The 24836-nt window shown below is 68.6% G+C and carries 24 protein-coding genes and 1 pseudogene; 12 read left to right on the top strand and 13 right to left on the bottom strand.

The window, feature by feature from the left end; genetic code table 11:
- Window positions 1–22 precede the first annotated feature (22 nt).
- Window positions 23–1580 (bottom strand): annotated as a pseudogene (locus JOE46_RS09985) (GMC family oxidoreductase).
- Between the two features lie 100 nt (window positions 1581–1680).
- Window positions 1681–3399 carry an aldehyde dehydrogenase family protein gene (locus tag JOE46_RS09980; RefSeq protein WP_307861273.1) on the bottom strand — a complete coding sequence of 573 codons (1719 nt, stop codon included), beginning with the start codon at window positions 3397–3399 and terminating at the stop codon, window positions 1681–1683.
- A gap of 179 nt (window positions 3400–3578) precedes the next feature.
- Here JOE46_RS09980 and JOE46_RS09975 point away from each other — a divergent pair, with 179 nt between their 5' ends.
- The 12 genes from JOE46_RS09975 (at window position 3579) to JOE46_RS09920 (ending at window position 8836) form a co-directional block, all read left to right on the top strand.
- Entirely contained in the window at window positions 3579–4772 is a 1194-nt protein-coding gene (locus tag JOE46_RS09975) for a CdaR family transcriptional regulator (protein WP_209927130.1), read from the top strand.
- 155 nt (window positions 4773–4927) lie between these two features.
- Window positions 4928–5176 (top strand): hypothetical protein, encoded by a 249-nt coding sequence (locus tag JOE46_RS09970; protein WP_097214044.1) that lies wholly within the window; start codon window positions 4928–4930, stop codon window positions 5174–5176.
- Window positions 5173–5562, top strand: a complete 390-nt coding sequence (locus JOE46_RS09965) for a hypothetical protein (RefSeq protein ID WP_209927129.1) — start codon at window positions 5173–5175, stop codon at window positions 5560–5562. The genes JOE46_RS09970 and JOE46_RS09965 overlap by 4 nt, the downstream gene beginning before the upstream one ends.
- A gap of 64 nt (window positions 5563–5626) precedes the next feature.
- Entirely contained in the window at window positions 5627–5896 is a 270-nt protein-coding gene (locus tag JOE46_RS09960; RefSeq protein WP_209927127.1) for a hypothetical protein, read from the top strand.
- Entirely contained in the window at window positions 5893–6303 is a 411-nt protein-coding gene (locus JOE46_RS09955; RefSeq protein ID WP_097214047.1) for an Imm50 family immunity protein, read from the top strand. Before JOE46_RS09960 ends, JOE46_RS09955 begins: the two co-directional genes overlap by 4 nt.
- Window positions 6300–6614: a hypothetical protein gene (locus JOE46_RS09950; RefSeq protein ID WP_097214048.1), complete on the top strand. Its 315-nt coding sequence runs from the start codon at window positions 6300–6302 to the stop codon at window positions 6612–6614. The genes JOE46_RS09955 and JOE46_RS09950 overlap by 4 nt, the downstream gene beginning before the upstream one ends.
- Complete coding sequence (locus JOE46_RS09945) at window positions 6611–6811, top strand: hypothetical protein (protein ID WP_097214049.1); 201 nt, start codon at window positions 6611–6613, stop codon at window positions 6809–6811. The genes JOE46_RS09950 and JOE46_RS09945 overlap by 4 nt, the downstream gene beginning before the upstream one ends.
- 25 nt (window positions 6812–6836) lie before the next feature.
- Window positions 6837–7115 carry a hypothetical protein gene (locus JOE46_RS09940; RefSeq protein ID WP_209927126.1) on the top strand — a complete coding sequence of 93 codons (279 nt, stop codon included), beginning with the start codon at window positions 6837–6839 and terminating at the stop codon, window positions 7113–7115.
- A gap of 16 nt (window positions 7116–7131) precedes the next feature.
- Window positions 7132–7791 (top strand): hypothetical protein, encoded by a 660-nt coding sequence (locus JOE46_RS09935; RefSeq protein WP_097214051.1) that lies wholly within the window; start codon window positions 7132–7134, stop codon window positions 7789–7791.
- 66 nt (window positions 7792–7857) lie between these two features.
- Window positions 7858–8214 (top strand): hypothetical protein, encoded by a 357-nt coding sequence (locus JOE46_RS09930; protein WP_097214052.1) that lies wholly within the window; start codon window positions 7858–7860, stop codon window positions 8212–8214.
- Window positions 8215–8251: 37 nt separating this feature from the next.
- Window positions 8252–8515 carry a hypothetical protein gene (locus tag JOE46_RS09925; RefSeq protein WP_097214053.1) on the top strand — a complete coding sequence of 88 codons (264 nt, stop codon included), beginning with the start codon at window positions 8252–8254 and terminating at the stop codon, window positions 8513–8515.
- A 36-nt stretch (window positions 8516–8551) separates the two neighbouring features.
- Complete coding sequence (locus JOE46_RS09920; RefSeq protein ID WP_209927125.1) at window positions 8552–8836, top strand: hypothetical protein; 285 nt, start codon at window positions 8552–8554, stop codon at window positions 8834–8836.
- Window positions 8837–8951: 115 nt separating this feature from the next.
- Here JOE46_RS09920 and JOE46_RS09915 read toward each other — a convergent pair whose 3' ends face one another.
- The 11 genes from JOE46_RS09915 to JOE46_RS09865 form a co-directional block, all read right to left on the bottom strand.
- On the bottom strand, window positions 8952–9905 hold the full coding sequence (locus tag JOE46_RS09915) for a glycine betaine ABC transporter substrate-binding protein (protein ID WP_097214099.1): 954 nt from the start codon (window positions 9903–9905) through the stop codon (window positions 8952–8954).
- A 49-nt stretch (window positions 9906–9954) separates the two neighbouring features.
- The gene (locus JOE46_RS09910; protein WP_209929042.1) at window positions 9955–10671 is read right to left on the bottom strand and encodes an ABC transporter permease; all 717 of its coding nucleotides are present in this window, start codon (window positions 10669–10671) and stop codon (window positions 9955–9957) included.
- A 104-nt stretch (window positions 10672–10775) separates the two neighbouring features.
- Window positions 10776–12038, bottom strand: coding sequence for an ABC transporter ATP-binding protein (locus JOE46_RS09905; protein WP_209927124.1), 1263 nt, complete (start codon window positions 12036–12038; stop codon window positions 10776–10778).
- Window positions 12035–12727: an ABC transporter permease gene (locus tag JOE46_RS09900; RefSeq protein WP_209927123.1), complete on the bottom strand. Its 693-nt coding sequence runs from the start codon at window positions 12725–12727 to the stop codon at window positions 12035–12037. Before JOE46_RS09900 ends, JOE46_RS09905 begins: the two co-directional genes overlap by 4 nt.
- 117 nt (window positions 12728–12844) lie before the next feature.
- On the bottom strand, window positions 12845–14368 hold the full coding sequence (locus JOE46_RS09895; protein ID WP_209927120.1) for an acyl-CoA synthetase: 1524 nt from the start codon (window positions 14366–14368) through the stop codon (window positions 12845–12847).
- Between the two features lie 78 nt (window positions 14369–14446).
- Window positions 14447–14965, bottom strand: coding sequence for a cytochrome C5 (locus JOE46_RS09890; RefSeq protein WP_209927119.1), 519 nt, complete (start codon window positions 14963–14965; stop codon window positions 14447–14449).
- A gap of 374 nt (window positions 14966–15339) precedes the next feature.
- Window positions 15340–15903 (bottom strand): hypothetical protein, encoded by a 564-nt coding sequence (locus JOE46_RS09885; protein ID WP_209927118.1) that lies wholly within the window; start codon window positions 15901–15903, stop codon window positions 15340–15342.
- Window positions 15904–16077: 174 nt separating this feature from the next.
- Window positions 16078–16956, bottom strand: coding sequence for an alpha/beta fold hydrolase (locus tag JOE46_RS09880; protein WP_209927117.1), 879 nt, complete (start codon window positions 16954–16956; stop codon window positions 16078–16080).
- A gap of 54 nt (window positions 16957–17010) precedes the next feature.
- Entirely contained in the window at window positions 17011–18009 is a 999-nt protein-coding gene (locus JOE46_RS09875) for an MBL fold metallo-hydrolase (RefSeq protein WP_209927116.1), read from the bottom strand.
- 124 nt (window positions 18010–18133) lie between these two features.
- Window positions 18134–21397, bottom strand: coding sequence for a protein kinase (locus JOE46_RS09870; RefSeq protein ID WP_209927114.1), 3264 nt, complete (start codon window positions 21395–21397; stop codon window positions 18134–18136).
- Between the two features lie 134 nt (window positions 21398–21531).
- Window positions 21532–24747 (bottom strand): protein kinase, encoded by a 3216-nt coding sequence (locus tag JOE46_RS09865; protein WP_209927113.1) that lies wholly within the window; start codon window positions 24745–24747, stop codon window positions 21532–21534.
- Window positions 24748–24836: the final 89 nt, after the last annotated feature.

Raw genomic sequence — 24836 nt, 5'->3', positions numbered from 1 at the left:
CCGAGATCGACGCCCGGCCCGCTCAGTTCGACTGCCGGAGTAAGTCGGCCGCCCTTTCCCCGATCACCACGCACGGCGCGTGGGTGTGGCCGCGGATGATGGTCGGCATGATCGACGCGTCCGCCACGCGCAGTCGATCCACGCCGCGCACCCGCAACTGGGGGTCGACGACGCTGGCCGCGTCGCTGCCCATCCGACAGGTTCCGGTGGGGTGATAGAGGGTGTGCGAATTGCGCTCGAGGGCGATCTCGAGCACCTCCTCCAGCGGTGGGCGGGAGGTCATCGCGGGCCGGACCATCTCGCCGAGCCGCGACTTCAGCGCGGGGGCCGAGGCGAGCGAATCGCACACCCGCAGGCCCTCGAGCATCGCGCGGCGGTCGACGCCGCCCGCATCGCTGAGGTAGCGCGGATCGATGATCGGCTTGTCTGCGTGCGCCGCCGACCGCAGCGTGATCTCGCCGCGGCTCTCCGGCTTGAGCAGGATCGTCCCGAGGATCACGGCGTGCTCGGTGCCGGGCACCAGGCCCTCGTCGAAGAACGGGGCGGGCGCGAAGATCATTTCCAGGTCAGGCAGCGCGAGATCCTCACGGCTGCGGGTGAACCCGTACGCCTCGCCGACATTCGAGGTGAGCATCCCGCGGCGCCGGGCCAGGTAGTTGGCGAGCTCGGGGAGCTTCTCGGCGGCGAAGAGGGTATCCGCTTCGACGCGGTAGCCGAGCATCGACACCAGGTGGTCGGACAGGTTGCGGCCCACCTCGGGGAGGTGGTGACGCACGGCGATGCCGTGCGCGCAGCTGCTGCTCGTCGCCGATGCCGGACAGCATCAGCAGCTGCGGGGTGTTGATCGTGCCGCCGGCGAGCACCACCTCCTTGCGGGCGCGGACCGTGCGGACCGCGCCGCCCTGCACGTACTCGACCCCGACGGCGGCCGATCCCTCGAACAGCACCCGGGTCGCGGCGGCCTCGGTGAGCACAGTCAGGTTGGCGCGCTTGCGCGCGGGCGCGAGGTAGGCGTCGGCCGTGCTCCAGCGGGCGCCGCGCTTCTGGGTGACCATCGTCTGCAAGAAGCCCTCGGGCTGAGCGGTGTTCGCGCGCTCCACCGGGAATCCCGTCTCCCGCGCCGCCTCCAGGTAGGCGCCGGTGAGCGGTCGGGGGGAGCGCTGCCGGCTCACCGTCAGCGGGCCGGTGGTGCCGGCGTCGTCGGTGGCGGCGCCTTCCACGTTCTCGATCCGGCGGAAGTACTCCACCACCTTGCCGAAGGACCAGGAGTCGTCGGCGAGTTCGGCCCACTCGTCGTAGTCGGCGGCGAAGCCGCGCACCCACATCATGGCGTTCATCGACGAGGAACCGCCGAGCGTCTTCCTTCGCGGCCAGTAGATGCTGCGGCCGCCGAGTCCGGGCTGCGGCTCGGTCAGGTAGTCCCAGTCGACCTCGCTGCGGAACAGCTTGGAGAAGGCCGCGGGAATGTGGATGTACTTGTCCTTGTCCGGCGGACCTGCCTCGAGGAGGACGACCTCGGTGCGCGGGTCGGAGCTGAGCCGGCCGGCCAGCGCGGCGCCGGACGATCCCGCGCCGACGATGACGTAGTCGGCGACTGACGATGACTGGACATGCGTTCATCTCCACATCGGGAAGTGTTGGGGGGAGGCGGCTCTCGCCGCGGGTGCGGAACCGTCGGTCTTAGCCGCGCAGCGCCGAGGCGAAGATTGCGGGCAGCTTCGTCCACGATGGCTTGCCCGCGAACTCGGTCAGCCGCCGCCCGGTGCCTGCCGCGGTCCGGTTGGTGACGAACCACGGCGGCTTCGGTGAGATCGACCACTCCCGGTGCATCAGCGACCGCGGGGACGGCCGGAACGGCCCGCGCACCACGGTGCGCTCGGGCCGGTCGATCAGCAGCGCGTTGTGCACCACGCCGATGCCGCTCTGCACGTCGCTGAGGGTGTGGCCGGGGAACGCGCCCCAGGTCGCCGCGGGGGTGAGGTACCCGACCCCGGTCCATGCGTTGATCGCGATCGTGCCGTACCGCAGCGATTCGAGCAGCGCGTCGAAGCGCGCCCCCATCGAGTCGATGGTGCCGGGCTCTGCGATGATGTTGACCCCGAGCGTCCCGACGAACTGCTCGTTGACCACGTCGGCGGCGCGGGTCGCGAACTGCTCGCCGTCGTGCGGCAGCTCGATCACCCCGAGCACCGGCCCGAAGTACTCGGTCTGCAGCAGCGGGGCGAACTCGTCGGGCTGCAGGCCCGACACCAGCACCCGGCCGCCCTTCTGGCCCAGGCGCTCTGCCTTCGGGTAGGACCGCTCGGCCGAGGCGACCCGGTCGTCGCTGCCCGGGTAGTACGCCGGCCGGGCGGGGGCGCGGTCGACGGCGGCGCGCAGCGCGGCGACGAACTCGTCGCGTTGCGGCCACCGCGAGGACAGCACGACCACCTGCGAGGCGATGCAGTTGTAGCCGCCGTTGTGCAGGCGCTGCGTGGCGATGTGCTCGGCCTGGAACTCGATGTCGGCGCGGCTCCAGGTGCCGGGCAGCACGATGGTCGGCGACACCCCGCCCAGCTCGCTGGTCATGCCTTTGTCGAGGACCGGCTCGCCGGCCGCCTTGCGGCGCGCGCCCTCCTCACCGGTGCCGAAGACGATCGCGTCGTGGGTGAGCGCGCTGCCCGTCATGTGCACGTGGTCGACGAGCCGGTGCCGGGTCAGGTAGGTGCCGACGTCGGCGCCGCCGGTCAGGATCCGGACCGCACCGATCGCGATGAACGGCTCGAGCACCTTCGTGAACACCGGCAGCATCCGGTCCATGATCGGGTTGAGCTTGAGCGCGACGACGCGGTTGTGCGCGAACAGTTCGTACAGGGTGTCGAGCGGCGCGATCGAGGTGATGTTGCCCGCGCCCAGGACCACCCCGACGCCCTGCGTCCGGGTCGGATCGAGCTGGGCGAGGCCCGCCTCGCGCTGTGCCGTCGCACGATCGACGCCCGGCTGCAGCCACACGTCGGCGCTGAACCCGCTCAGCAGCAGCTTGTCGAAGACGTTCATCGGCAGGGCCCGCACGGTGGTGCGGCCGCCGGGGGCGGTGCCGAAGGTGGCGTCGGTCAGCGGACTGGTGCCGGATTCCAGCTTCTCGAGGCTGTCCGACAGCACCGTCGCGGCGGTGGCCACGGAGTACGGTCCGGAGATCCACTCCTCGCCGACCAGGGGGGAATCGGGGTCGAGTCGCTTGATCTGCACCGCCGCCGCCACCCATTCGGCCGCGTGCGCCGCCGTGAGGTCGCGGACCTGGTCGAGCAGTTGGCGCCTATGGCCAAGGGACAGGCCCGCCCAGGCCTTCTCGCCCTCGACGAGGTCGGCCAGGGCCTGATCGATGGCCGGGTGGGTGCTGGCGGGGTCGTGATCAGACACGGGACAACTCCGTTCGATTCGAGTCGGGCGGGGCCGGACTCGTCGGATCTTCTATGTGTGATCCTCGTCCCATCCGGTGCCGTGCGCCATAGGCGGAGGGCGTCGATGTCGACCAGCCGGTTGTGCGACCGCACAAATTACTATGGCGTGGATCACTCACCGGCGGCTACCCTGGGGCGATGGTCGTCAGCCCCGAAATCGCTCCACCCACGCCCGCCGAGCTGCTGCACGACATGCGCGCCTCGGTGGACGCGCTCGCCGACGAATTGGTCGCTCGCATCGTGGCCGCCGAGCAGGACTACGCCGACGCCTCGCTGCTGACGCCGGAGCAACTGCGGTCCGCGTGCTGGGACAACCTCTCCTCGATGCTCGGCAACCTCGACGGCACCGCACCGATCCGGCTCGAGTCGGCCCGCGCGGCCGGGCGGATGAAGGCGGAACGGGGAGTGTCGCTGGCCGCGCTGCTGCACGCGTTCCGGCTCGGCGGGCGGCTGATCTGGGAGGAGCTGATGGCGCGGTCGGACGGTCGCGCCAGTCGCTGGCTGCTGGACATGGCCGAGCAGGTCTGGGCGCTGGTCGATGTCTATTCCGACGCCGCGGCCGACGCCTATCGGAAGGCGGCCGACACGAGGGCCAGGGAGGACGCCGAGGCGAGGCGGCGGCTGATCCGGATCCTGTTCGCGAACCATGCCCTCAACCCGGCGGGTGTCGCGGATGCGGTGCGGGCGTTCCGGATCCCCGATCGAGGATCCTTTCTGGTTGTGTCCGTGCGGGATTCGGAGTCCTGTCCGTCGGCGGACGCGCTGCGATCGCGGCTGGGCGGGGTCGGCGTCGACTCGGTGTGGGACACCGAGGTGGACGGTCGCCTCGGCCTGCTGTGGGCGCCGACGGAGGCGGCGCTGGACGCGGCACTCGCCGCGCTGGGCGAGATCGGCGGCGGACCCGTCGGGGTGAGCCGCGGGTTCGCCCGACCGGGCGGCATCGGGGCGGCGGTGGAGCAGGCCCGGCAGGCCAGGAGCTGCGCGCCCGACGGCGCGGGCGCCCCGACGCGCTACGACGCGGTCCCGGTGCCGCTGCTGGTGATCCGTCAGCCGGACGCCGGACAGCTCGCCGCCCGTCAGGTCCTGGGGCCGGTGCTGGCCCTGCCCGCCGACGAACAGCGCAACCTGCTGACGACCCTCGAGGCCTGGTTCGCCGCCCGCGGATCGACGACGGCCGCGGCGGCGGAGCTGCACTATCACCGCAACACCGTGCTGTACCGGCTGCGCCGGATCCAGGAGCTGACCGGCCGCGACTTCTCCGACCCGGTGCACGCCGCCGAGCTGTACGTCGGGCTGTGCGCCCACCGGCTGCTCGGCGCCGGGCGGGAGTGAGCCCGGGCCTGCGCCGGTCCTGATGGGGTCGAGCTTCGGTTGTGAGTCGCCCTGCACCCGTCTTCGGTGGTGATGGAACCGATCGAACCGTCCGTGCGTCCAAATCACGTGCGCTCTGTGAGTTGAGCCGGGACACTTCGGGAAGCGGGTGGGCAGTGCGGATCAACGTTCGACGACTGGACGGCTATCTCGAGCGACTCGGATTCGGTGAGCGTGATTATTCAATCGGTCGCGAAGTCGAGAACAGGCTCTGCCTTCTGCAGGAAGGCGACCAGTGGCTCGTGTTCTTTTCCGAGCGAGGCTCGAGGTGGGATGACGTGAGCTTTGACTCCGAGGAGGTCGCGTGCACCTTCATGCTCGGCCTGTTGGCGCAACAGTATGTCGAAGAGGGGCCGCGTCGATGACGGACTCGGTCACGACGGTGTCGATCACGGAGATAAGAAGACTGCTCGCTCAGTCGAGCCTCGACCGAACAGCGGTTGATATCGCCGATGGCTTGCTCGCGGGCGTCGGGCCTGCAGATCAACACGTCGAGGTTCACGAAACCGACCGGCAGGTGGCGGTCACGATCTACGAGCGAAGGTGGCGCCGCGAGTTGAAGTCCGGGGCCGTCGTTCATGGAACGCAAGATCTCCTGTCCGGGCTCGAGAACGCCGACTGCGAAACCGTGTGGATGGCGATGCCCGCGGTCGCTGGGCGGGCGGTCATCCTCTGGTTCGATTCGGCGATCGCCGAGGTGCTCGGGTGTGTCGTCACCTCACTTCCCCGACCGTTGAGGAGGCACGTGTGATCGCCCTGAACTCCACCTGGCAGGGCGAGTCCGTGCAAAAGCCGGATGGGCGTTGGATGTCGAGTTGGAGATCGCAGACCCGGTTCCGTGGGGGAGCGTTGTGATCATCAAGTGCGGTGTTGCCGAAGTGTCGGAGAGCAGCGGAGTTCTTGCCGTGAGCGGGCAGATCAAGGCTCTGGAGGCGGATGATGTTGTTGCGCTAGATGTTCGGCTCGGAATCATCCTTGTCGAAATGGTCGGGCAGCGGCCGACGATTCGAATCGGAGACTTCATCAGTTTTGCACCGCGTGACGTCACGATCTACCCGACCGGAATCTGGAGCAGCGGCGAATGAGCTGGATCGAATTCTTGCAGGACGCCCGCAGTGTTCGGGCGATCTACGGCGATGTGATCCCGAACCTGTCCGAAGTCGAGGTCCACGAGATCCGGTTCGACACGCGGGGGAGTTCGGTCATTCTGCGGCTCGACCTGGCCGACTATCCACTGAACCCGCCACCGAAGTGGGTCGAGCAGCAAGCGAATACGGTGCAGATCGAACTGCACTTCTCCGAGGTGCGAGGCGTTGAGTTGAGCGGTTGGGGTACCGAGCGACGGGCGAGCCTCCACGTCGACGAGGCCCCGGGCTCGGGGTATGAGGTTGCCTGCATTGGCGCGTCGCGTCTGAAGATGGTGGCGCGGTGGATCGCGATTCGCAAGATCTCAGCTCACCAGAGTGCCGGTCTGGGAGGAGGAGTGGCATGAGATACCTGAGACTGTCTGCCGACTATCTCGAACCGTCCCTGGTTGATCCGCAGGCGGGGCGGTCAACCGCGGCCGAACTGGGATTGTCCGAGGCGCTGAGTCAGCGGATCGAGGACTGGAACGAGCAATACCAGCAAATCATCGCGCTGACGATGCCGGAACGCGCCGCCGAGGAGATCCGGTCGGTGATCGCCTCGCTGGATTCGGAGGGGCGCGAACTCGCTAGGGACATCGTGGCCGAGACACCTGGTGGGGCGAAGGTCGAGTACTTCAGCGAGGGACTACTGAAACTCTATCGGGAGCTGCCATGACGGCTGTGGGACAGCTGGACCAGCGCATACACTGGGAGGCAACCGGAGACCCGCGCGAGCCACACCGCGCAAGACTGGATGGCCAGACGCTGTCGATTCGGCTGGGCGATTTCCCGGCGGACGCGCTCTACACACTGCTTCTCGACGGAGAGGTTGTCGCGGAGTTCGACGACTGGCCGGCCCTCTGGGTACGGTGACGGGGATGGCCATGGGGGTGGACTGATGTCTCGACAGTTGCTGTCCGACAACCAGCATGCGATCAGGGAGTTCGAACGAGATCTGATCGACGTGGCCGAAGTCCAGGGCAGGCTCGCCAGGTGCGGGCGAGGGCTGGATCGCACGTTGAAGCCGGTAGCCGATCGGATTCGCGATGTCGAGTTCGAACTGGAGCGGGTGCGGTTTCTGGTTTCCCAGGAGGACCAACGTGGGCAGGGGTTGCTCGCGCTCGAGGGCCTGGATGTCATGGCCTCATCCCTTAAATCCGGCAGGAATGAGGCGTAGGGGAATGCACCCTGCAATGAACGGCAACCGTTTCACGCTGAACCGTGAACCGGCGCAGTCAGTGCCCATTCTGGCGCCGGTCGCATCCGCGTATCCGGGCATCGGTGTGCTCGGTATCGAGTTTGCTCGGGTAGGAGACCGCTCGATATCGGGTGCGGTCGCGTCGGCATTCGAGGTGCTTCGGCCTGCCGTGTCGAGCTTCGCGAACAGTCGAGTCGCGCTTGTCGGGATGACGCCGCCGCTTCGGCCCTACAGCCGGACCGGACGGCTGTCGATGGAGCGTCAGGCGCTCTGGGGCCAGTGGGAAAGCCAGGGCGTGGCCCTTCCCCACGGGGAGCGCCGCGATTGGCAGACCGGGCGAACGGACGTGCAGTTCGGGGGATTGCTGGTGACAGATCTCGAGCAGTTGGGTACCGCGATCGAAGTCAGCCGCGCGCGGTCGGCCGTTTGCCTCGTGCTGCCGCCGCCGGAGAACATCGACCGACTGGAGCGCGCGGCCCGCGCGATTCGGGATGTGTCGGCCGACGGCAACACGCTCGTTCCACAACTCGTGCCCTCCATCCCGTCCGGCGGGCTGCTGATTCGGGGTTTCGGGTCGTTCGACGATCATGTGGTCGGTATAGATATCTATGCCGACACAGCGGAACTCGACAGCCTGCAGCAGGCATTGTCCTAGTTCGGAACGGTTGGATGAACGGCCAGGCGATGGGAGGCTTTCGTCTGACGAGTACGAGGGGGAGACATGTCATACCGCCAGTTCGAGACCCCGAATCTCTCGGATTTGTCGGAGGTCGACCGGATCTCCCTGCTGGAAGGTGGCGGGGATCTCGGAGTCCTGGCGCTCCGGGCGGTGTCCGACGACGGGGACCATGTCGACCTGACCCTCGATCCGCTCGGCCGTTCGATCAGGCTCGTCTGGATCGCGGACGGTCGTCGACTCGTCGATGTCTACCGTGAAGGCGCCACGAGATTCGATGTATCTCAGGAACCTGGTTCGGCTGTGCTCCGCGTCGCGGTGGAGTACGACGATGCGGCGGGACTCCTCGAGGTCGGGATCGGATCCGAAGTGTCCGTGAAGGATCGGCTGATGTTCAACTGAGGAACAGGTGCGCGAGGCCGGGTTGCAAAGGAGCAGCATGAGATTCAATGACACGTACGTCTCGCGCGACGAGCGATTCTCGGTCGGCATCGATCTGGTGACAGGCGGAGGCTACGTGTCGATCCCGGTGAGCAACGGACTGGTCGACTACGAGGAGTACTACGAGATCGACCCCGAAACCTACGCGCGTTTCTTGTCCGACCCGGCCGTTGCCTCGTCGTTTGCGGCTGAGTGCAGGCGCCGTGAGCGGGACGAGTTGCTCATCATGCCGCCGGGTCGGAACCGGGGTACCCCGATCTAGCAAACGCTCGATGGAAGATGGTGCGTGACTTAACGGATGGGACATCTCAAGAGTCGACCGAACTTCATCGATGGGGTCTCGGACGTGCTGGGGATCATGCTGGATCGGAAGGGGCGCGTTGAGTTCAAGGTGATCGAGCGGCTCGGCGTCGACCATCCGGGTCTCGACGAAGAACACCGCGCGCCCGCACTCGGACGGCCTGGCCTCATCCTCGTCGAACTGGCTGGGCCGCGGTCGGCGATTCACATCGAAGACTTCATCAGCTTCGCACCGGGTGAGGTCTCGATCTCCCCGACCGGAATCTGGAGCAGCGGCGAATGAGCTGGATCGAGTTCCTACAGGATGCCCGCAGTATTCGGGCGATCTACGGCGATGTGATCCCGAACCTGTCCGATGTCGAGATCCACGAGATCCGGTTCCATACCAAGTAGGCGGGTCAGTCGGCAGCCGTGACGAAACCCTTGTCCACCAACCACGCTCGGGCCACGTCGGCCGGCTCCTGGCCGTCGACGTCGACGCGGCGGTTCAGCTCGGTGATCTCTTCGTCGGTCAGCTCCGCGGATACTGGCGCCATCACCTCCGCGACCTGCGGGTGCTCCTGCGCGAATCCCTCACGCATGATCAGTGCCGGATTGTATTTCGGGAAGAAGGAGCGGTCGTCGTCGAGCAGGACCAGGTCCAGCGCGATGATCCGGCCGTCGGTGGTGAACACCTCGCCGAACTTGCACTGGGTGCCGTCCGCGGTGGCCTGGTAGATGATGCCCGTCTGCAGGATCTGCTTCTGCGCCTTGGCCGGATCGAAGTCGTAGGCCGCGGCCATACCTGGATAGCCGTCCTGGCGGACGTTGAACTCGGTCTCGACGCAGGTGGTCGCCGCGGCCGGGTCACGCTTGACCAGATCCGCGTACTCGGAGAGCGTCCGCACCCCGGTGGCTTCCGCGGTGGCTCGGCTGGTGGCCAGGGCGTAGGTGTTGTTCATCGGCGCGGGGTCGGTCCACACCAGTCCGTTACGGGTGAGGTCCTCGTCGCGCACCGCCTCGAACTGTGCGGTGGGGTCGGGGATCGGGTGCTCGTGGCCCAGGTAGTTGATCCAGCCGGTGCCGGTGTACTCGTAGGTGAGGTCGATCTGGCCGTGGACCTGCGCGTCGCGGGTGCTATTGGAGCCCTGGATGTTGGTGAGGTCGCGGATGTCCGCGCCGGCCGCGGACAAGGCGAACTCGATGATGTACCCGAGGATGATCTGCTCGGTGAAGTCCTTGGAGCCCACCGTGATCGGGACACCCTCGAGCTCGGGGACAGGAGTGATGCTGCCCGGGCCGACCTTGAGGGGCAGCGCGCCGCCGGACTCGAGCCCACAGGAGGCCAGCGTGACGGCAGTCGCCGCGACCATCGCGAACGCTGCGACCTTACGCAGCAGGGGCTTCCGGCGTCCGGCCATGTCAACGCAATCCCTTCGGGCCGAGGTAGACCTCGGCGAGGGCGCCGAGCCAGTCGACGAGCAGGGCCAGCGAGACCGCGAGTACGGCACCCACCACCAGGGTCACGTTGTCGCGCAACTTGTACCCCGTGTCGATCAGGACGCCGAGCCCGCCGGCGCTGACCAGGAAACACAGGGTGGCCGTGCCGACCGCCAGCACCAGCGAGGTGCGCAGGCCGGCCAGGATGTACGGCACCGCCATCGGGAACTCGACGCGGCGGAGCACCGTGCGCGCCGACATGCCCTGGCCGCGGCCCGCGTCGATCAGCATGGGATCCACCTGCTGGTAGCCGAGGATCGTGTTGCGCAGCACCGGAAGTAGTGAGTAGAAGGCGATCGGCAGTACCCCGATCCAGAACCCGGTGGTGCGGGTGGCGAGGTAGAAGAGCACCAACAGGCCGATGGCCGGGGCGGCGGCACCGATGTTCGCGATGCCGACGAACACCGGCGCCAGCCGGGTCCAGCCCGGCCGGGTGAGCAGCGTGCCCAGGGGTACCGCCACTGCCACCACGATCACCACGACGGCGACCGTGATCAGCACGTGCTGCCAGGTCAGGGTCGCCAGATTGGCCACGCTGATGCTGGCCTGCTGGGTGGCGTTCAGGTCGCGGCTGAACGCCCACGCCAGGACCCCACCGGTCAGCAGGAGAACCAGCACCGGCTGGGCGAGCAGGCGCATCCGTTCGGCGCGGCGGTCGGCGGCCGCGGTGTGGTCGACGACGGCCACATCGGTGGCGGCGACGCCCGCGCCCGGCGCGGAGCCCCGCGGGGACGTCTCGGTGCTCACGGGGCCAGCTCCTCGGGAGCGCGCTGCGCCCCACCGGGCTCGTCGAGCGCGCTGGGGCCCGGGTCGGAAAGGTCGTCGTGGTCGTCCGCGTGCTCGTCGCGCAGCTGGCGCAGGTTCTCCACCAGGGTATCGATGGTGATGAGGCCGACGTACTCGCCGCGACGTCCGGTCACGACCGTGGACGCGCTGGACTCTGCGAGCAGGGCCTCGAGGGCGTCCTGCAGCGTGGACTGCACCGAGAGGATCTCGCCGACCGGATCACCCACGTCGCGCAGCGAGTCCACGGTGGCCAGGTGCGCGGGGGAGACCCAGCGGACCGGGCGGTTGCGGGCGTCGAGGATCAGGCCCCACTGCCGTCGGCGGGCGAGCAGGGCCCGGCGCATCTCGTCGACGGAACCGTCCTCGTGGGCGGTCGGGCATTCGATCAGCCGCACGTCCCGGACCCGGCTCAGGGTCAGTTGCTTGAGGGAGGCGTCGGCCCCGACGAACCCGGCGACCATGTCGTTGGCGGGGTTCGCCAGGATCGCCTCCGGGGTGTCGTACTGCATGATGTGAGACTGGCTGCCCAGCACCGCAATTCGGTCGCCGAGCTTGACGGCCTCGTTGAAGTCGTGAGTGACGAAGACGATGGTCTTGCCGAGCTCGGACTGCAGTCGCATCAACTCGTCCTGCAGCAGGCCCCGGGTGATCGGGTCGACGGCGCCGAACGGCTCGTCCATCAGCAGCACCGGTGGGTCCGCCGCCAGCGCGCGGGCCACCCCGACCCGCTGCTGCTGACCGCCGGACAGCTGTCGCGGATACCGGTCCCGGTAGGTGTCGGGATCGAGGCCGACGAGGTCGAGCATCTCGTCGGTGCGTTCGGCGATGTGTTTGCGGTCCCACCCGATCAGGCCGGGCACGGTCGCGACGTTCTTGGCGACCGTCAGGTGCGGGAACAGGCCCGCCTGCTGGATGGAGTAGCCGATGCCGCGGCGCAGTTGGTCGGGGTCGATCGACAGCGCGTCCTTGCCGCCGATGGTGATCCGTCCCGACGACGGCTCGATCAGCCGGTTGATCATCCGCATGGTGGTGGTCTTCCCGCACCCGGAGGGTCCGACGAACACCACGGTCTCGCCGGCGGGGATGGTCATCGAGACGTGGTCGACCGCGGCGTCCACCTGCCCGGGGTAGCGCTTGACCACGTCGTCGAGGACGATCTCGACCCCGTGGGTGTGGTCGTGGTGCGCGGCGGTGCCCTTGCGCGATGCGGTGTCGGTCACCGGATCCCCCTCGAGGTGGTGAGTCGGCCGAGCAGGACGTAGAGCCCGTCCAGGATCAGGGCCAGGACGACGATGAGCACGGTGCCGGTCAGTGCCTGCGGAACCGCGGTCGGGCTGCCCACGCGGGACAGGCCCGAGAAGATGAGGTTGCCGAGGCCCGGGCCTTTGGCGTAGGCGGCGATCGCCAGGATGCCCATCAGCATCTGGGTGCTCACCCGGATGCCGGCCAGGATCGAGGGCCAGGCCAGCGGCATCTCGATCCGCCCGAGCACGCGAAGGCGGTTCATCCCGACCCCACGCGCGGCGTCGGTGATGGCCGGGTCCACCGAGGCGAGACCGATGATGGTGTTGCGGATGATCGGCAGTAGGCCGTAGAGCACCAGCGCGGTGACGGTCGGGCGCACGCCGAGGCCGAGAATCGGGATGAGCAGACCCAACAACGCGAACGAGGGCACGGTGAGGATGGTGCTGGCCAGTCCGGTGGCCACCGCGGATCCGATCGGGCTGCGGTAGACCATGATGCCGATGCCGACGGCGATGATCGTCGCGATCACGATCGACTGCACGACCGCGCTCACATGGAGGTAGGAATCGGTGACCAGTTGGTTGCGTCGTGCGAACACAAAGTCCCACCAGGCCTGAAAGTCCACCGGCGACACCTCCGTCCGCACACCCGCCGACCACCACATTGCTCGCAGGTCGGCCTCTGCGCAAAGAAACGCGAAACGTGGCGTGTCAGGTTTCGAACACGCAACGGCGCCCCAACCGAGGGTTGGGGCGCCGTTGCGGTCTGCTGAAGTTCAGCCCTATGCCCCCGTCCGCAACTCCCGCTTGAGCAGCTTCCCGCTCTGGTTCCGCGGCAGCGCGTCGACGAACTGGATGTTCTTCGGCACCTTGAACGGCGCGATGCGCTCCTTCACGTGCCCGATCAGGGCCTCGGCCGTCACCGGCTCGTGGTCCTCGCGCAGCACCACGACCGCGGTGATCGCCTCGATCCACTTCTCGTCGGGGGTGCCGATCACGGCGACCTCGGCGACGGCCGGGTGGGTGTAGACGGCGTCCTCGACCTCGCGGGAGGCGACCAGGATGCCGCCGGTGTTGATGACGTCCTTGATGCGGTCGACCACGGTGATGAAGCCCTCGGCGTCGCGGGTGACGAGGTCGCCGGAGTGGAACCAGCCGTCGCGGAACGCCTCCGCGGTCGCCTCCGGGTTCTCCCAGTAGCCCTGGCACAGCTGCGGGGACCGGTACAGGACCTCGCCGGACTCGCCGTCGGGCACGTCGTTGCCCTCGGCGTCGACCACCCGGGTCTCCACGAAGAACACCGCGCGCCCGCACGCGGACGGCCGGGCCTCGTGCTCCTCGGGCTGCAGCACCGTCGCCAGCGGGCCGATCTCGGACTGCCCGAAGCAGTTGTAGAAGCCGAGGTTCGGGTAGCGCTCGCGCAGCCGGTTCAGCACCGTGACCGGCATGATCGACGCGCCGTACTGCGCCTTCGTCAGCGAGGATAGGTCGCGGGTCTCGAGGTCCGGGTGGTTCGCCAGCGGCACCCACACGGTCGGCGCGAGGAACAGCGAGCCGATCTTCTCGGCCTCGATGCGGCGCAGGATCTCCGGGATGTCCGGCGCCGCCATCAGATTCACGGTCGCGCCCACCGACAGGTAGGGGATCGCGAAGACGTGCATGCCCGCGGAGTGGTACAGCGGCATGCAGATCAGTGGGTTGTCCTCGGCGGACAGGCCGAGCGCGATCACCGACGAGACGTACTCGTGCATGAGCGCCCCGTGGGTCATCATGGCGCCCTTGGGCTTCGACGTGGTGCCCGAGGTGTAGAGCAGCTGCACCAGATCGGTCGAGGCCGCCTGCGGCTCCAGCGCAGGTACCTCGCCGGTGCCGCTGAGCTCGAGCAGCGAGCCGTCCGCGTCGCGCAGCGGCAGCACGTGCTCGATCGCCAGGTTCTCGCGCACCGAGGCGAGCGTGCCCTCGAGCGCCGGATCCACCAGCACCGCCCGCGCCCCGGACTGGGACACCAGGTAGCTCAGTTCCTCGCCCTTGAGGGCGTAGTTCACCGGCACGTGCACCAGGCCCGCGCGGGCACAGGCGAGGAAGCCGATGACGTACGCGTCGGAGTTGGTGCCGTACGCGGCGACGCGGTCGCCCGGCTCGAGTCCGAGCGCCAGAAGGTGGCCGGCGGCGCGGGTCACCGCGTCGTCGAGGTCGCGGTAGCTGCGGCTGCGGCCGTCGAAGGTCAGCGCGGTGCGATCGGGAAACTTGGCGGCCGAGCGGCGGAGCACGCCGTCGACGGTGTTGGTGCGCGGATCGAGACTCATGGACGTCAGGTTATCGGACGTCCAACTATCGCGATAGGGGTTGCTTTTTCGCCCCGATTGTGGCCCGGATCACGCGACCTAGCGGTCGTCGGTCGAACTCAGGTGGTCCATCAGTTCGTCCAGCGACTCGAACTCGACGACCTCGTCGTCCTTCTCATCTATTACGACATCCTCGACGACGAGATCCTCGTCGAGCTGGGCCCGGATCCAGCTGTCGGGGAATTGCTTCGGCGCGAGGAAGGAGAGCAGGACAGCGTCGTGCAAGACGGCCACGGACCTGAGGGTCAGGTCATCGCGCAGGTCGGTCGCTTCGATCACGCTCTGATCGCCGACCGCGTCCTCGATCTCCTCGGCGATCGAGTCGACTACCTGACCCCATCGCGCGGTCGAGATCGTGAGCAGTCGTTCGACAGCAGCAAGAAGCACACCGGTGTCCAGGCCGGACCGCTCATCGAGCTCGGGATCGACGTTCACCGTGACGTCGGTCCCGGCGGCACGCAGCTGTGCGGTGCCGACAACGATCCCGTCGTCGGCGAGTGGGTCCGTCAGCAGCCCAGTCCGAGCGATCTCGTCCCTGAGTCGGTCAATCGGGTCCATCGCGGCGATGCCTCCCTGTGCGCGCTCGGTGACCCCTTCCGGCGTATCCGGCACTTCGTATGCGGTGTCGACCGGCGCCTTCGAGGGGCTTTCGCCGAGTCTATCTGTGCGGTTATCTCCAACTCCTCAACACGGTTTGGCAACACGCTCTCGTCGCGCGAGTCCGACGTTGATGACGCTCAAGCTGTGGGCCAGCGGCGACGTCCGCGCGTCGAAGACCGCGTTGCTCGAGTCCATGTAGGCGCTGTGGCTTCAGGCGGCGACCGGTACGACACGAGCAACTTGCAGAGCCTGTACGAGCCGCACCATGACGCGAAGACGCGCGCCGAGGCGCAGTCCAGCAGTCGACGAGATTGCGTCGACGGCTGCCCGTTCTAGGCCGCGCGGCCCGAGGCGACCGTCGTAACGGAGTTGCTGAGGGGAAGAAGGTGTCCGGCGGCACGAACAGCGACTAGCAGGCCTACCAAGGCCACACCTGCAGCGTCGCGCGTCCGATACTCGAGCCTGTCTGAACACACTCTTTCCAGCTCACTCTGCGGTAGTGGGCTGGACCTCACCACAGTTTCACCGGTCGCGGCATCCGTCACTTTCAGTTCGCTTCCCGGTACCGGGTTCACGACAGAACCGCAGACAATTTCCGTTTGCCCGACGCTGTCTGCTGGAACAGATATATCCGAGAACATCGAAGCTCCACTGCCGAATATTGCTCCGGCACCAAACAGCCCACACGTGACTCCAAACAGGAGCCAGTACTGGCCGCGTCGGCGCCTCGTCCACCACATGTAGCTCAGGGCGACTCCGGCAATCGTGAACACGAGGTATTCCCACCAGTAGAGAATCCCGATGAGCCTGTACATGAACATGAGTGTGAGGATCCAGAAGGCTGCAGTGAGCCACTCGGTAGGTGATTCTTCGCCTGGTCGCTCCCGGGGTGTCATCAGGTCATTCTCTCCGCGCCGACACCCGTGCGTGGCTCAAGGCGGCACCAGGGCGGGTCCTGCTCGTCGGGGATAGAAGGTCGGAATCCCTGTATAGGCACCACGGGGCGCCGGCGCGGCCGACGACGTGGGACATCCCGCGGTTCGCCGAGCATCACCAGTACCAGGCGATCATCACCGAAAACGTTCGCCGACGTGACCGAGCAGTGTGCGCAGGATCGGTTCGGCATATGTCCACAGCACGGCGCCGCCGATGCCCGGCACCAGGTGGCGCACGGCTCCTGGGATGCGGGCGGCCAGCCACTCGCCGCGGTCGGGTGAGTGGCTGGTGTCCTGCTCGCCGTACCAGAGGTCCACGGGGACACGGATCGTCGTGAGGTCGAAGGGCCAGCGCCCCATCGCCAGCGCCGTGTCGCGGGCGTAGCCGGCCGGGCCCGGCGCGAACGCCTCGCGCATGCTGCCGCGGTAGGCACGCTCGAACGCGGGGTCCCGATAGACGGCGAGGTCGGACGCGGGGCTGGTGTCGGTCACCATCCGCCACATGGCGTCCGCATCGAACGTCGCGAAGAGGCGCTCCGCGGCGTCCGGGTCCGACGCGGTCAGGTCGACGAGATCGCGCAGTGGCTTCGGCAGGGCGTCGGCGAATCGCGGCGCCGCCACCTCGTCGCTGCCGGACACGATCGCGACCGCGGCGCCGACGCCCGCCGCCGCACACGCGAGCGCGAAGGGCGCGCCCTGCGAGTTGCCCACGATCGCCGGGTTGCCGAGCCCCCGCAGCGCGGCGAACTCGCGGACGTCGGCCGCGAAGTCCCGAAAGGTCTTACCGGGCAGCGGCGTCGACCGGCCGAGGCCCGGGCGGTCGAGCGCGACGAGCCGCACGCCGAGCGACTCGACTGCCTCGGCGCCGAACCCGAGCGACCCGGTGGTCGCGGCGCCCGGGCTCAGCAGCACCGGAATCCCGTCCGCGCGGCCCCATTCGGCCCACCCGATCACCCGCCCGTCGGCGAGACGCGATTCGCCCAGCCGGGCCGGCGCCGAGACATCCACAGACATGGTCGTGATTCTCGCCGACAGCGCCGGGCATCGCGACCGAGTTTTCGGTGTCGGCTACCGCCGCGCGAACAGCGCAGGCTCGCTGCCCGGCACCTGTGCGACCTGCTCGCGCGCGACCAGGTGCCGCAGGTGCGCGGCGGCCTCGGACAACGCCATGCCCTTGGCCATCGGATGGAAGTCGGTCCACGGGCGGTACCACTTCATTCGCTGGGCCACCTCCCAGACGGTGATCTGGTCGTCGCCGAACGCGGCGTACAGGTGCTCGAGCCGCTCCTCGTGGTGCTCGATCAGCTCGCCTGCGCGGCCCGCGACGTCGTCGATCGGGATGCCGTGCGCGCCGAGGCCGCGGGTGATGTCCATCGTCTGCACGCGGCGCAGCGAGTCCAGGAACTCGGCGAGCGCGTCGCGCTCCTCGAGCGGGTAGACGAAGTTGCCGACGTGCGGGGTGGTCTTCTGCAGCACGTGGTCGCCGGTGAACATCACGTCGGCGTCCTCGAGGTAGAAGCAGGCGTGGCCGGGGGTGTGGCCCGGCGTGAACACCACCCGCAGCCCGCGCCCGGTCAACGCGATCACCTCGTCGTCGGCGAGGATCCGGTCGGGAGTCGATTCCGGGCCGGCCGGAGACTTGCCGTTCGCCACGGCTGCGAACGCGTCGAGGTCCGCCTGCGTCGCGCCCGCGCGGGTCAGGTTCACCTGCTGGTCCGCGAGCCAGACCTCGTCGTGGGGGGAGGACATCTTCCCGAACATGTCCATGTCATCGGCGTGCATCGCGATCCAGGCCCCGGAGGCCTCGCGCACCCGCCCGCACAGACCGGTGTGGTCCGGGTGGAAGTGGGTGAGCACGACGCCCTCGACCTCGGAGATCGAGTGCCCGACCGACTCGAGTCCGCTGGTCAGGCCCTCCCACCCCTCGTCGCCGTCCCAGCCGGCATCGACCAGGACGATCCCACCGGGCGACTCCATCGCGTAGACGAGCGTGGTGCCCAGGGGGTTGTGGGACATGGGAACGGGAATCTGAAAAATGCCATCGCCGATGGCGGCCGCGTCGAGCATGGGATACCTCGTCACTAGTGAAATTGGTTTCAACTCTTTGTCCTCATCATTACCGGACGTCGACGCGCCGGTCCATACCAGGGTCCCGGGCGGCGGGACCGGCCCGACGATGCACGGGTCGATGTCAGCCCCGGTTCTGATCGACCATCCAGGCGGCGACCTGCGTTCGGGAGGTGAATCCCAGCTTGGCGAGGATCCGTTCGACGTGTCCCTCGGCGGTCCTTTTCGAGATCACCAGCCTGGCGGCGATGGCACTGTTGGTCAGGCCCTCCGCGACGAGGCCGGCGACCTGGAGTTCGCGGCGGGTCAGGGTGGTCTTGCCCGTGTCGGCCCGCTCCCGAGACGACCCGGTGGACTCGCCCAGCGCGTAGGCGACGGCCTCCCCGAAACTCGCGGACGCGCCCTTGCGGTAGCTCGCGTCGAACGAATTCGGCGTGAGTGCCTTGCGGGTCAGTCGCTCGCACTCGTCGTGCTGGGCGCGCAGCCCCGGGATCGCGATCTCCGGAAGGCCACCCGTCTGCCGCATGGCCTGCGCGCAGCCCAGCAGCACCGCGGACCTCGTGTGGTCCCCAGCGGCCGCGGCGATCCAGGCCAGGCCCTCGAGGCTCGGAGCGGCGCCGAACGAATTGTCGACGGACCGGGACAGTCGCAGAGCCTGTTCCAGCAGCGCGATCGCCCTCGCCGGCTCGGTCGTCCACACCGCCAACCCGAGCGTCCGCACGGCCCACGACCGGAACGCGAGCTCGCCGCGCGGCTCAGTGATGTCCAGCACCTGTTCGAGGTAGTCGGCTGCACGCTCCGGTTGTCCGAGCAGCCCGCTGGCCACCTCGGCGCCGGTCAGGGTGATGACCCGCAGGAGGTGGGCGTCGGGCGGACATGTTTCCAGAACGGCGTCGAAATGTGCTGCCGCGGTGGATATGTCATTGGCGCCCAACGCCAGAACGCCTGCGGCGTAGAGCGCGGTCGCGGCGGCGTCCGGGTCGCCGGTGTCCGCTGCCGCCGCTCGCGCCCACCCGATCCACTGGGCGCCGGTCTCGATGTCGCTCCGAAACCCGTTGAGCGCCGCGCCGAGGCTCACCGCCCGCACCCATTCCGGGCCGCGCGGAACGTCCTCGACGGTCAGCAGTCGCTCGGTCCAGCGGGCGCCCTCGTTGATCTGTCCGCTGATGAGCCAGAACGGGTACAGTGCGGCCGTGATGCGCAGACCGGCGGCCACCTCACCCGGCTCCGTCATGCTGGTATCCAGTGCCTCGCGAAAGTTCTGCTGGTCCAGCTTCAGGTGGGCGATCCAGTCCAGCTGGCGGGGCCCTATCCAGTCGCCTTCCGCCCTCAGCGCCAGGCGCCCGTACCAATCCAGGTGGCGTCGCCGCATGAGTGCGTACTCGCCGGACTCCGCCAGCTTCTCGAGGCCGTACTCGCGGATGGTGTCCAGGAGCCCGTACCGCCCCGCCCTGGCCGATTCCTCGTGGATCAGGATCGACTTCTCCACCAACGATGCGACCAGGTCGAGCAGCGCGCCCGGCGTCAGGTCGGCGCCGCAGACCTGCTCCACCGCGGTGAGCTCGAAGCTGCCGGCGAACACGGAGAGGCGGGCCCACAGCTGTTGCTCCTGCGGCGTGCACAACTCGTGGCTCCAGTCGACGCTGAGCCGGAGGGTCTGCTGCCGCGTCGGGGCGGTGCGTCCGCCGCGGGTCAGGAGCGTGAAGCGGTCGGTGAGGCGTTGCAGGATCTGTTCGGGAGACAGTGCGGCCAATCGCCCCGCCGCCAGTTCGATCGGCAGCGGCAACCCGTCGAGCCGGTGGCAGATCCCGGCCACGGCGGCCATGTTCCCCTCTGTGAGCACGAATTCCGGAACGACCGCGGCGGCGCGTTCGGCGAACAGGGTCACCGCGTCGTAGCTGGGCAGTGCCCCCAGATCGAGTTGGCGGTCGGGGGCGGGCGCGCTGAGCGGCGGAACCCGCAGGGTCGCCTCGCCTCCGATCGCGAGCGATTCCCGGCTGGTGGCGATGATGCGCAGCTCGGGGCAGTACCTGAGCAGCGTCTCGGCGAGGGCCGCGACCGCATCGATAACCTGCTCGCAGTTGTCGAGGACCAGCAGGATCTGGCGCGGCTCGAGAAATTCCGCGAGGACCGTCTGCAGCGGCTCGCGAGAGAAGGACTGCAGCCCGAGTGCGGCCGCCACCACGCCGACCACCAGCGACTCGTCGTGCAGGTCGGCCAGTTCGACCAGCCACGCCCCGTCGCGGAAGGCACGCTGGACGCTCGTCGCGATCCGCAGCGAGAGGCGGGTCTTCCCGACGCCGCCGATGCCGGTGAGCGTCACCAGGCGGGAGGTCGTCAGCATCTCCTTCGCCTCGGTCAGTTCGTTGCGACGATTGACGAAACTCGTCAGCTCCGCGGGCAGGTTCCCCTTCCGGCCCCGCGTCGACGGCCCGGTCGGTGGGACCCCGCCATCCGCCGACGGACGACGATCGGACCGCTTCGCGGCGATGGATTGCAGTGCCATCTCGTCGACCGGAAGACCGTGGCGGAACTGGATCTCACGCAGAACGTCGCCGAGCCGCGCGGCCGTGGGGCGGGCGTCCGGATCGGCGGACATGGCGTGCTCGATGGCGGCGGCCACGTCGTCGGGAATGTCGAGTTCGCGCAGGTCCGGAACGGGCTGCGAGGTGATGCGCACGAACTGCGCGACGACCTGCTCGCCGGTGCGACGTTCGAAGGCCGCGTGGCCGGTGAGGGCGCAGAACACGGTGGCACCGAGCGCGTAGACGTCCGCGGCGGCGCTGGGCGGGCCGCCGCCGAGGACCTCGGGCGCGGTGAACGCCGGGGTGGCGGTGAACGTGCCGGTGGCGGTCTCGAACCCGTCGGGGAGATGTGCGATGCCGAAGTCGGAGAGCGCCGACTCGCCGAAGTCGGTGAGGATGACGTTGGCCGGCTTGATGTCGCGATGCAGGATGCCGAGCCGGTGCGCGGATTCCACCGCGCCCGCCAGCTTCACACCGAGTTGCAGCGTCTGCTCGAGCGAGAGTGGGCCGTGTTCGCGGATGCGCACATCGAGCGATCGCTGCGCGTGATAGGGCATCACTATGAAGGGAAGGCCGTTCGCGGTGGTGCCGACCTGCAGGACGTTGACGATATTGGGATGCCCGGTGAGCCGGCCCATCGCCCGCTGTTCCCGGACGAAGCGCGTCCGATTCTCCTCGTCGAGGTCGGCGGTGAGCACCTTCACGGCCACGGTGCGGTCCAGCGTCGCCTCCGTGCAGCGGTAGACGACGCCGAAGCCGCCGCGCCCGATCTCGGTCGCATCGGTGAACCCGGCGGCGGCCAGCTCCGATGTCACCGTCGGGGGCGCACCGCGCTGGGTCGCGAACGGATCGTCACCGACCATCGGTCATGCCGATCTGTGGTGTTCTCGACGATGCGGCACGGCACTCACCTCACGGGCAGATCCCGGGAGCGGACGTGGCCGACCGCGAGAGCTGGCCTGGCTCCGGAACTCCATAGTGCCACCCGAACGTGGTCTCAGCCCCGGTCCTGTTCGACCATCCAGGCGGCGACCTGCGTTCGCGAGGTGAATCCCAGCTTGGCGAGCATGCGCTGGACGTGTCCCTCGGCGGTCCGTTGCGAGATGAAAAGCCGGCCGGCGATCGCGCTGTTCGTCAGCCCCTCCGCGACGAGGCGGGCCACCTGGAGCTCGCGTTTGGTCAGGGTGGGTTTGTCCGTGGCGGCCGGGCTCCGAGGCGGCGCGGAGGACTCCGCCAGTGCGTACGCGACGGCCTTCCCGAAGCTCCTGGAGGCACCCTCCCGGTAGCTCGCGTCGTAGGACTTCTGCCCGAGTGCCTTGCGAGTCTGTCGCTCGCACTCGTCGTGGTGTGCGCGCCAGCTCGGGATTGCGATGCTCTGTACGCCCCCCAGCTGCCGTATCGCCTGCGCGGAGCCGAGCAATACGGCGGACCTCGGGTAGTCGCCGTCGGCCGCGGCGTTCCAGGCCATGCAGTCGAGACACAGCGAGGAGCCGTACGGATCGTCGAAGGATCGGCACAGTCGCAGCGCCCGTTCCACCAGCACCATCGCCCGCCGTGGATCGGTCGGCCACACCGTCAACGCCAGCGTCTGCAGGGCCCATGCCCGGAACACGACCTCGCCGCGGGGCTCGGTGATGTCCAGCATCTGCTGCAGGCAGTCGGCTGCCGTCGCCGTCTGTCCGAGCAGCCCGCGGGTCACCTCGACACCGGTCAGGACGGCGAGCCGCAGGAGGTCGTTGTCGGCGGGGCACTTCTCCAGGGCGGAGTCGAAATATGTTGCTGCGGTGGGCACGTCATTCGTTGTCAGCGCGAGAAGGGCCGCGGCGTAGTCGGTGGTCGCGGCACCGACCGGGTCGTCCGGATCCACTGCCGCGCGCGCCCATCCGACCCATTCCGTGCCTGCGGCGATGTCGCCACGGAAGCCGTTGAGCACCGCGCCGAGGCCCACGGTGCGGACCCACTCCGTGCCTCGCGGAACGCCCTCGACGGTCAGCATGCGTTCGGTCCAGTGGGCGCCCTCGTTGAGCTGGCCGCTGGCAAGCCAGAACGGGAACAGCGCGGCCGTGATCCGGAGACCGACCGCCGCGTCGCTCGGACCCGCCATGCTGGCATCGAGTGCCTCGCGAAAGTTCTGCTGATCCAGCTTCAGGCGGGCGATCCAGTCCAGCTGGCGGGGGCCTATCCAGTCGGCTTCCGCCCGCAGCGCCAGGCGCTGGAACCAGTGCCGGTGGCGTCGCCGCATCTCCGCGTACTCGCCGGACTCCGCCAGCTTCTCGAGGCCGTACTCGCGGATGGTGTCCAGGAGTCCGTACCGGCCGGTGGCCGCCGATTCCTCGTGGATCAGGATCGACTTCTCCACCAGCGACGCAACCAGATCGAGCAGCGCACCCGGCGTCAGGTCGGCGCCGCAGACATGTTCCACCGCAGCGAGCTCGAAGCTGCCCGCGAACACCGACAGGCGAGCCCACAGTTGCTGTTCCTCGGGCGTGCACAACTCGTAGCTCCAGTCGACGGACAGCCGGAGGGTCTGCTGCCGGGTGGGGGCGGTGCGTCCGCCACCGGTCAGGAGCGTGAAGCGGTCGGTGAGCCGCTGCAGGATCTGCTCGGGTGACAGGGCCCGCAATCGTCCCGCCGCCAGCTCGATCGGCAGGGGCAATCCCTCGAGCCGGTGGCAGATCCCGGCCACGGCGGCCATGTTGTCCTCGGTGAGCGTGAATCCCGACACGACCGCGACGGCGCGGTCGGCGAACAGGGTCACCGCGTCATAGTTGGGTAGCGCCCCGAGATCGAGCCGACGGTCGGGGGCAGGCGCGCTGAGCGACGGTACCCGTATTGTCGCCTCACCGGCGATGCCGAGCGATTCCCGGCTGGTGGCGAGTATGCGCAGCTCCGGGCAGCGTTGCAGCAGGGTTCGGGCCAGGTCCGCCACCGCGTCGACGAGCTGCTCGCAGTTGTCGAGCACCAGCAGGGTCTGGCGCGGCGCGAGGTACTCCGCGAGGACCGTCTGCATGGGTTGGGCAGAGAAGGACTTCAGTCCGAGAGCGGCCGCCGCCACGCCGGCCAGCAGCGACTCGTCGTGCAGGTCGGACAACTCCACCAGCCACGCGCCATCGCGGAAGCCGCCGCGCTGGGCGCTCGTCGCGATCCGCAGCGCGAGGCGGGTCTTCCCGACACCGCCGATCCCGGTGAGCGTCACCAGCCGGGAGGTCGACAGCATCTCCTTCGCCTCGGTCAGCTCGCTGCGACGGTCGACGAAGCTCGTCAGGTCGGCGGGCAGGTTTCCCTTCGTGCCCCGCGTCGAGTGTCCGGTCAGCTGGCGCGTGTCGCTCGTCGACGGCCGACGATGACCGCGCTTCGGGGTGGCCACGGACTTCAGGGCCATCTCGTCGACCGGAAGGCCGTGGCGGAACTGGATCTCACGCAGGACGTCGCCGAGCTGCGCGGCCGTCGGGCGAGCGTCCGGATCGGCGGACATGGCGCGCTCGACGGCGGCGGCCACGTCGTCGGGGATGTCGAGTTCGCGCAGGTCCGGCCCGGTCTCGACGGCCGGGTGGCCGGTGAGAGCGCAGCACACCGTCGCACCGAGCCCGTACACGTCCCCCGCGGCACTGGGCGGGCCACCGCCGAGGATTTCGGGTGCGGTGAAGGCCGGAGTCGCGGTGATCGTGCCGGTGGCGGACTCGAACTCGTCCGGCAGGTGTGCGATGCCGAAGTCGGCGAGCGCCGGTTCGCCGTAGTCGGTGAGGATCACGTTGGCCGGTTTGACGTCTCGATGCAGGATGCCGATGCGGTGCGCGGACTCCACCGCACCGGCCACCTTCACACCGAGCTGCAGTGCCTGTTCGAGCGACAGCCGACCGTGGTCGCGGAGGCGAAGGTCGAGCGAACGTCGCGGGTGATAGGGCATCACCAGGTAGGGCAGGCCGCTCGAGGTGGTGCCGACCTGCAGGACGTTGACGATGTTGGGGTGCCCGGTGAGCCTGCCCATAGCCCGCTGTTCCCGGAAGAACCGGGTGAGGTTCTCCTCGTCGAGGTCGGCGGTGAGCACCTTCACGGCCACGGTGCGGTCGAGGGTCGCCTCCGTACACCGGTAGACGACGCCGAAGCCGCCGTGGCCGATCTCGGTCGCATCGATGAACCCGGCGGCGGCCAGCTCCAATGTCACCGAGGAGGTCACATCGCGCTGGGCCACGGACGGATCGTTTCCGGCCATCGGTCACGCCGACCTGTCGCGCGTATGGCGTCCTTGACGATGCGGCACGGCACTCACCTCGGCAGCAGATCCGGCCTTGCTCCGGAACT

It is taken from the genome of Rhodococcus sp. PvR099 (genome assembly GCF_017833315.1).
GTDB lineage: Bacteria > Actinomycetota > Actinomycetes > Mycobacteriales > Mycobacteriaceae > Rhodococcus_G > Rhodococcus_G oryzae.
Note: the sequence above shows the minus strand (reverse complement) of the source record. Positions and strands in the feature narration are given on the sequence as shown.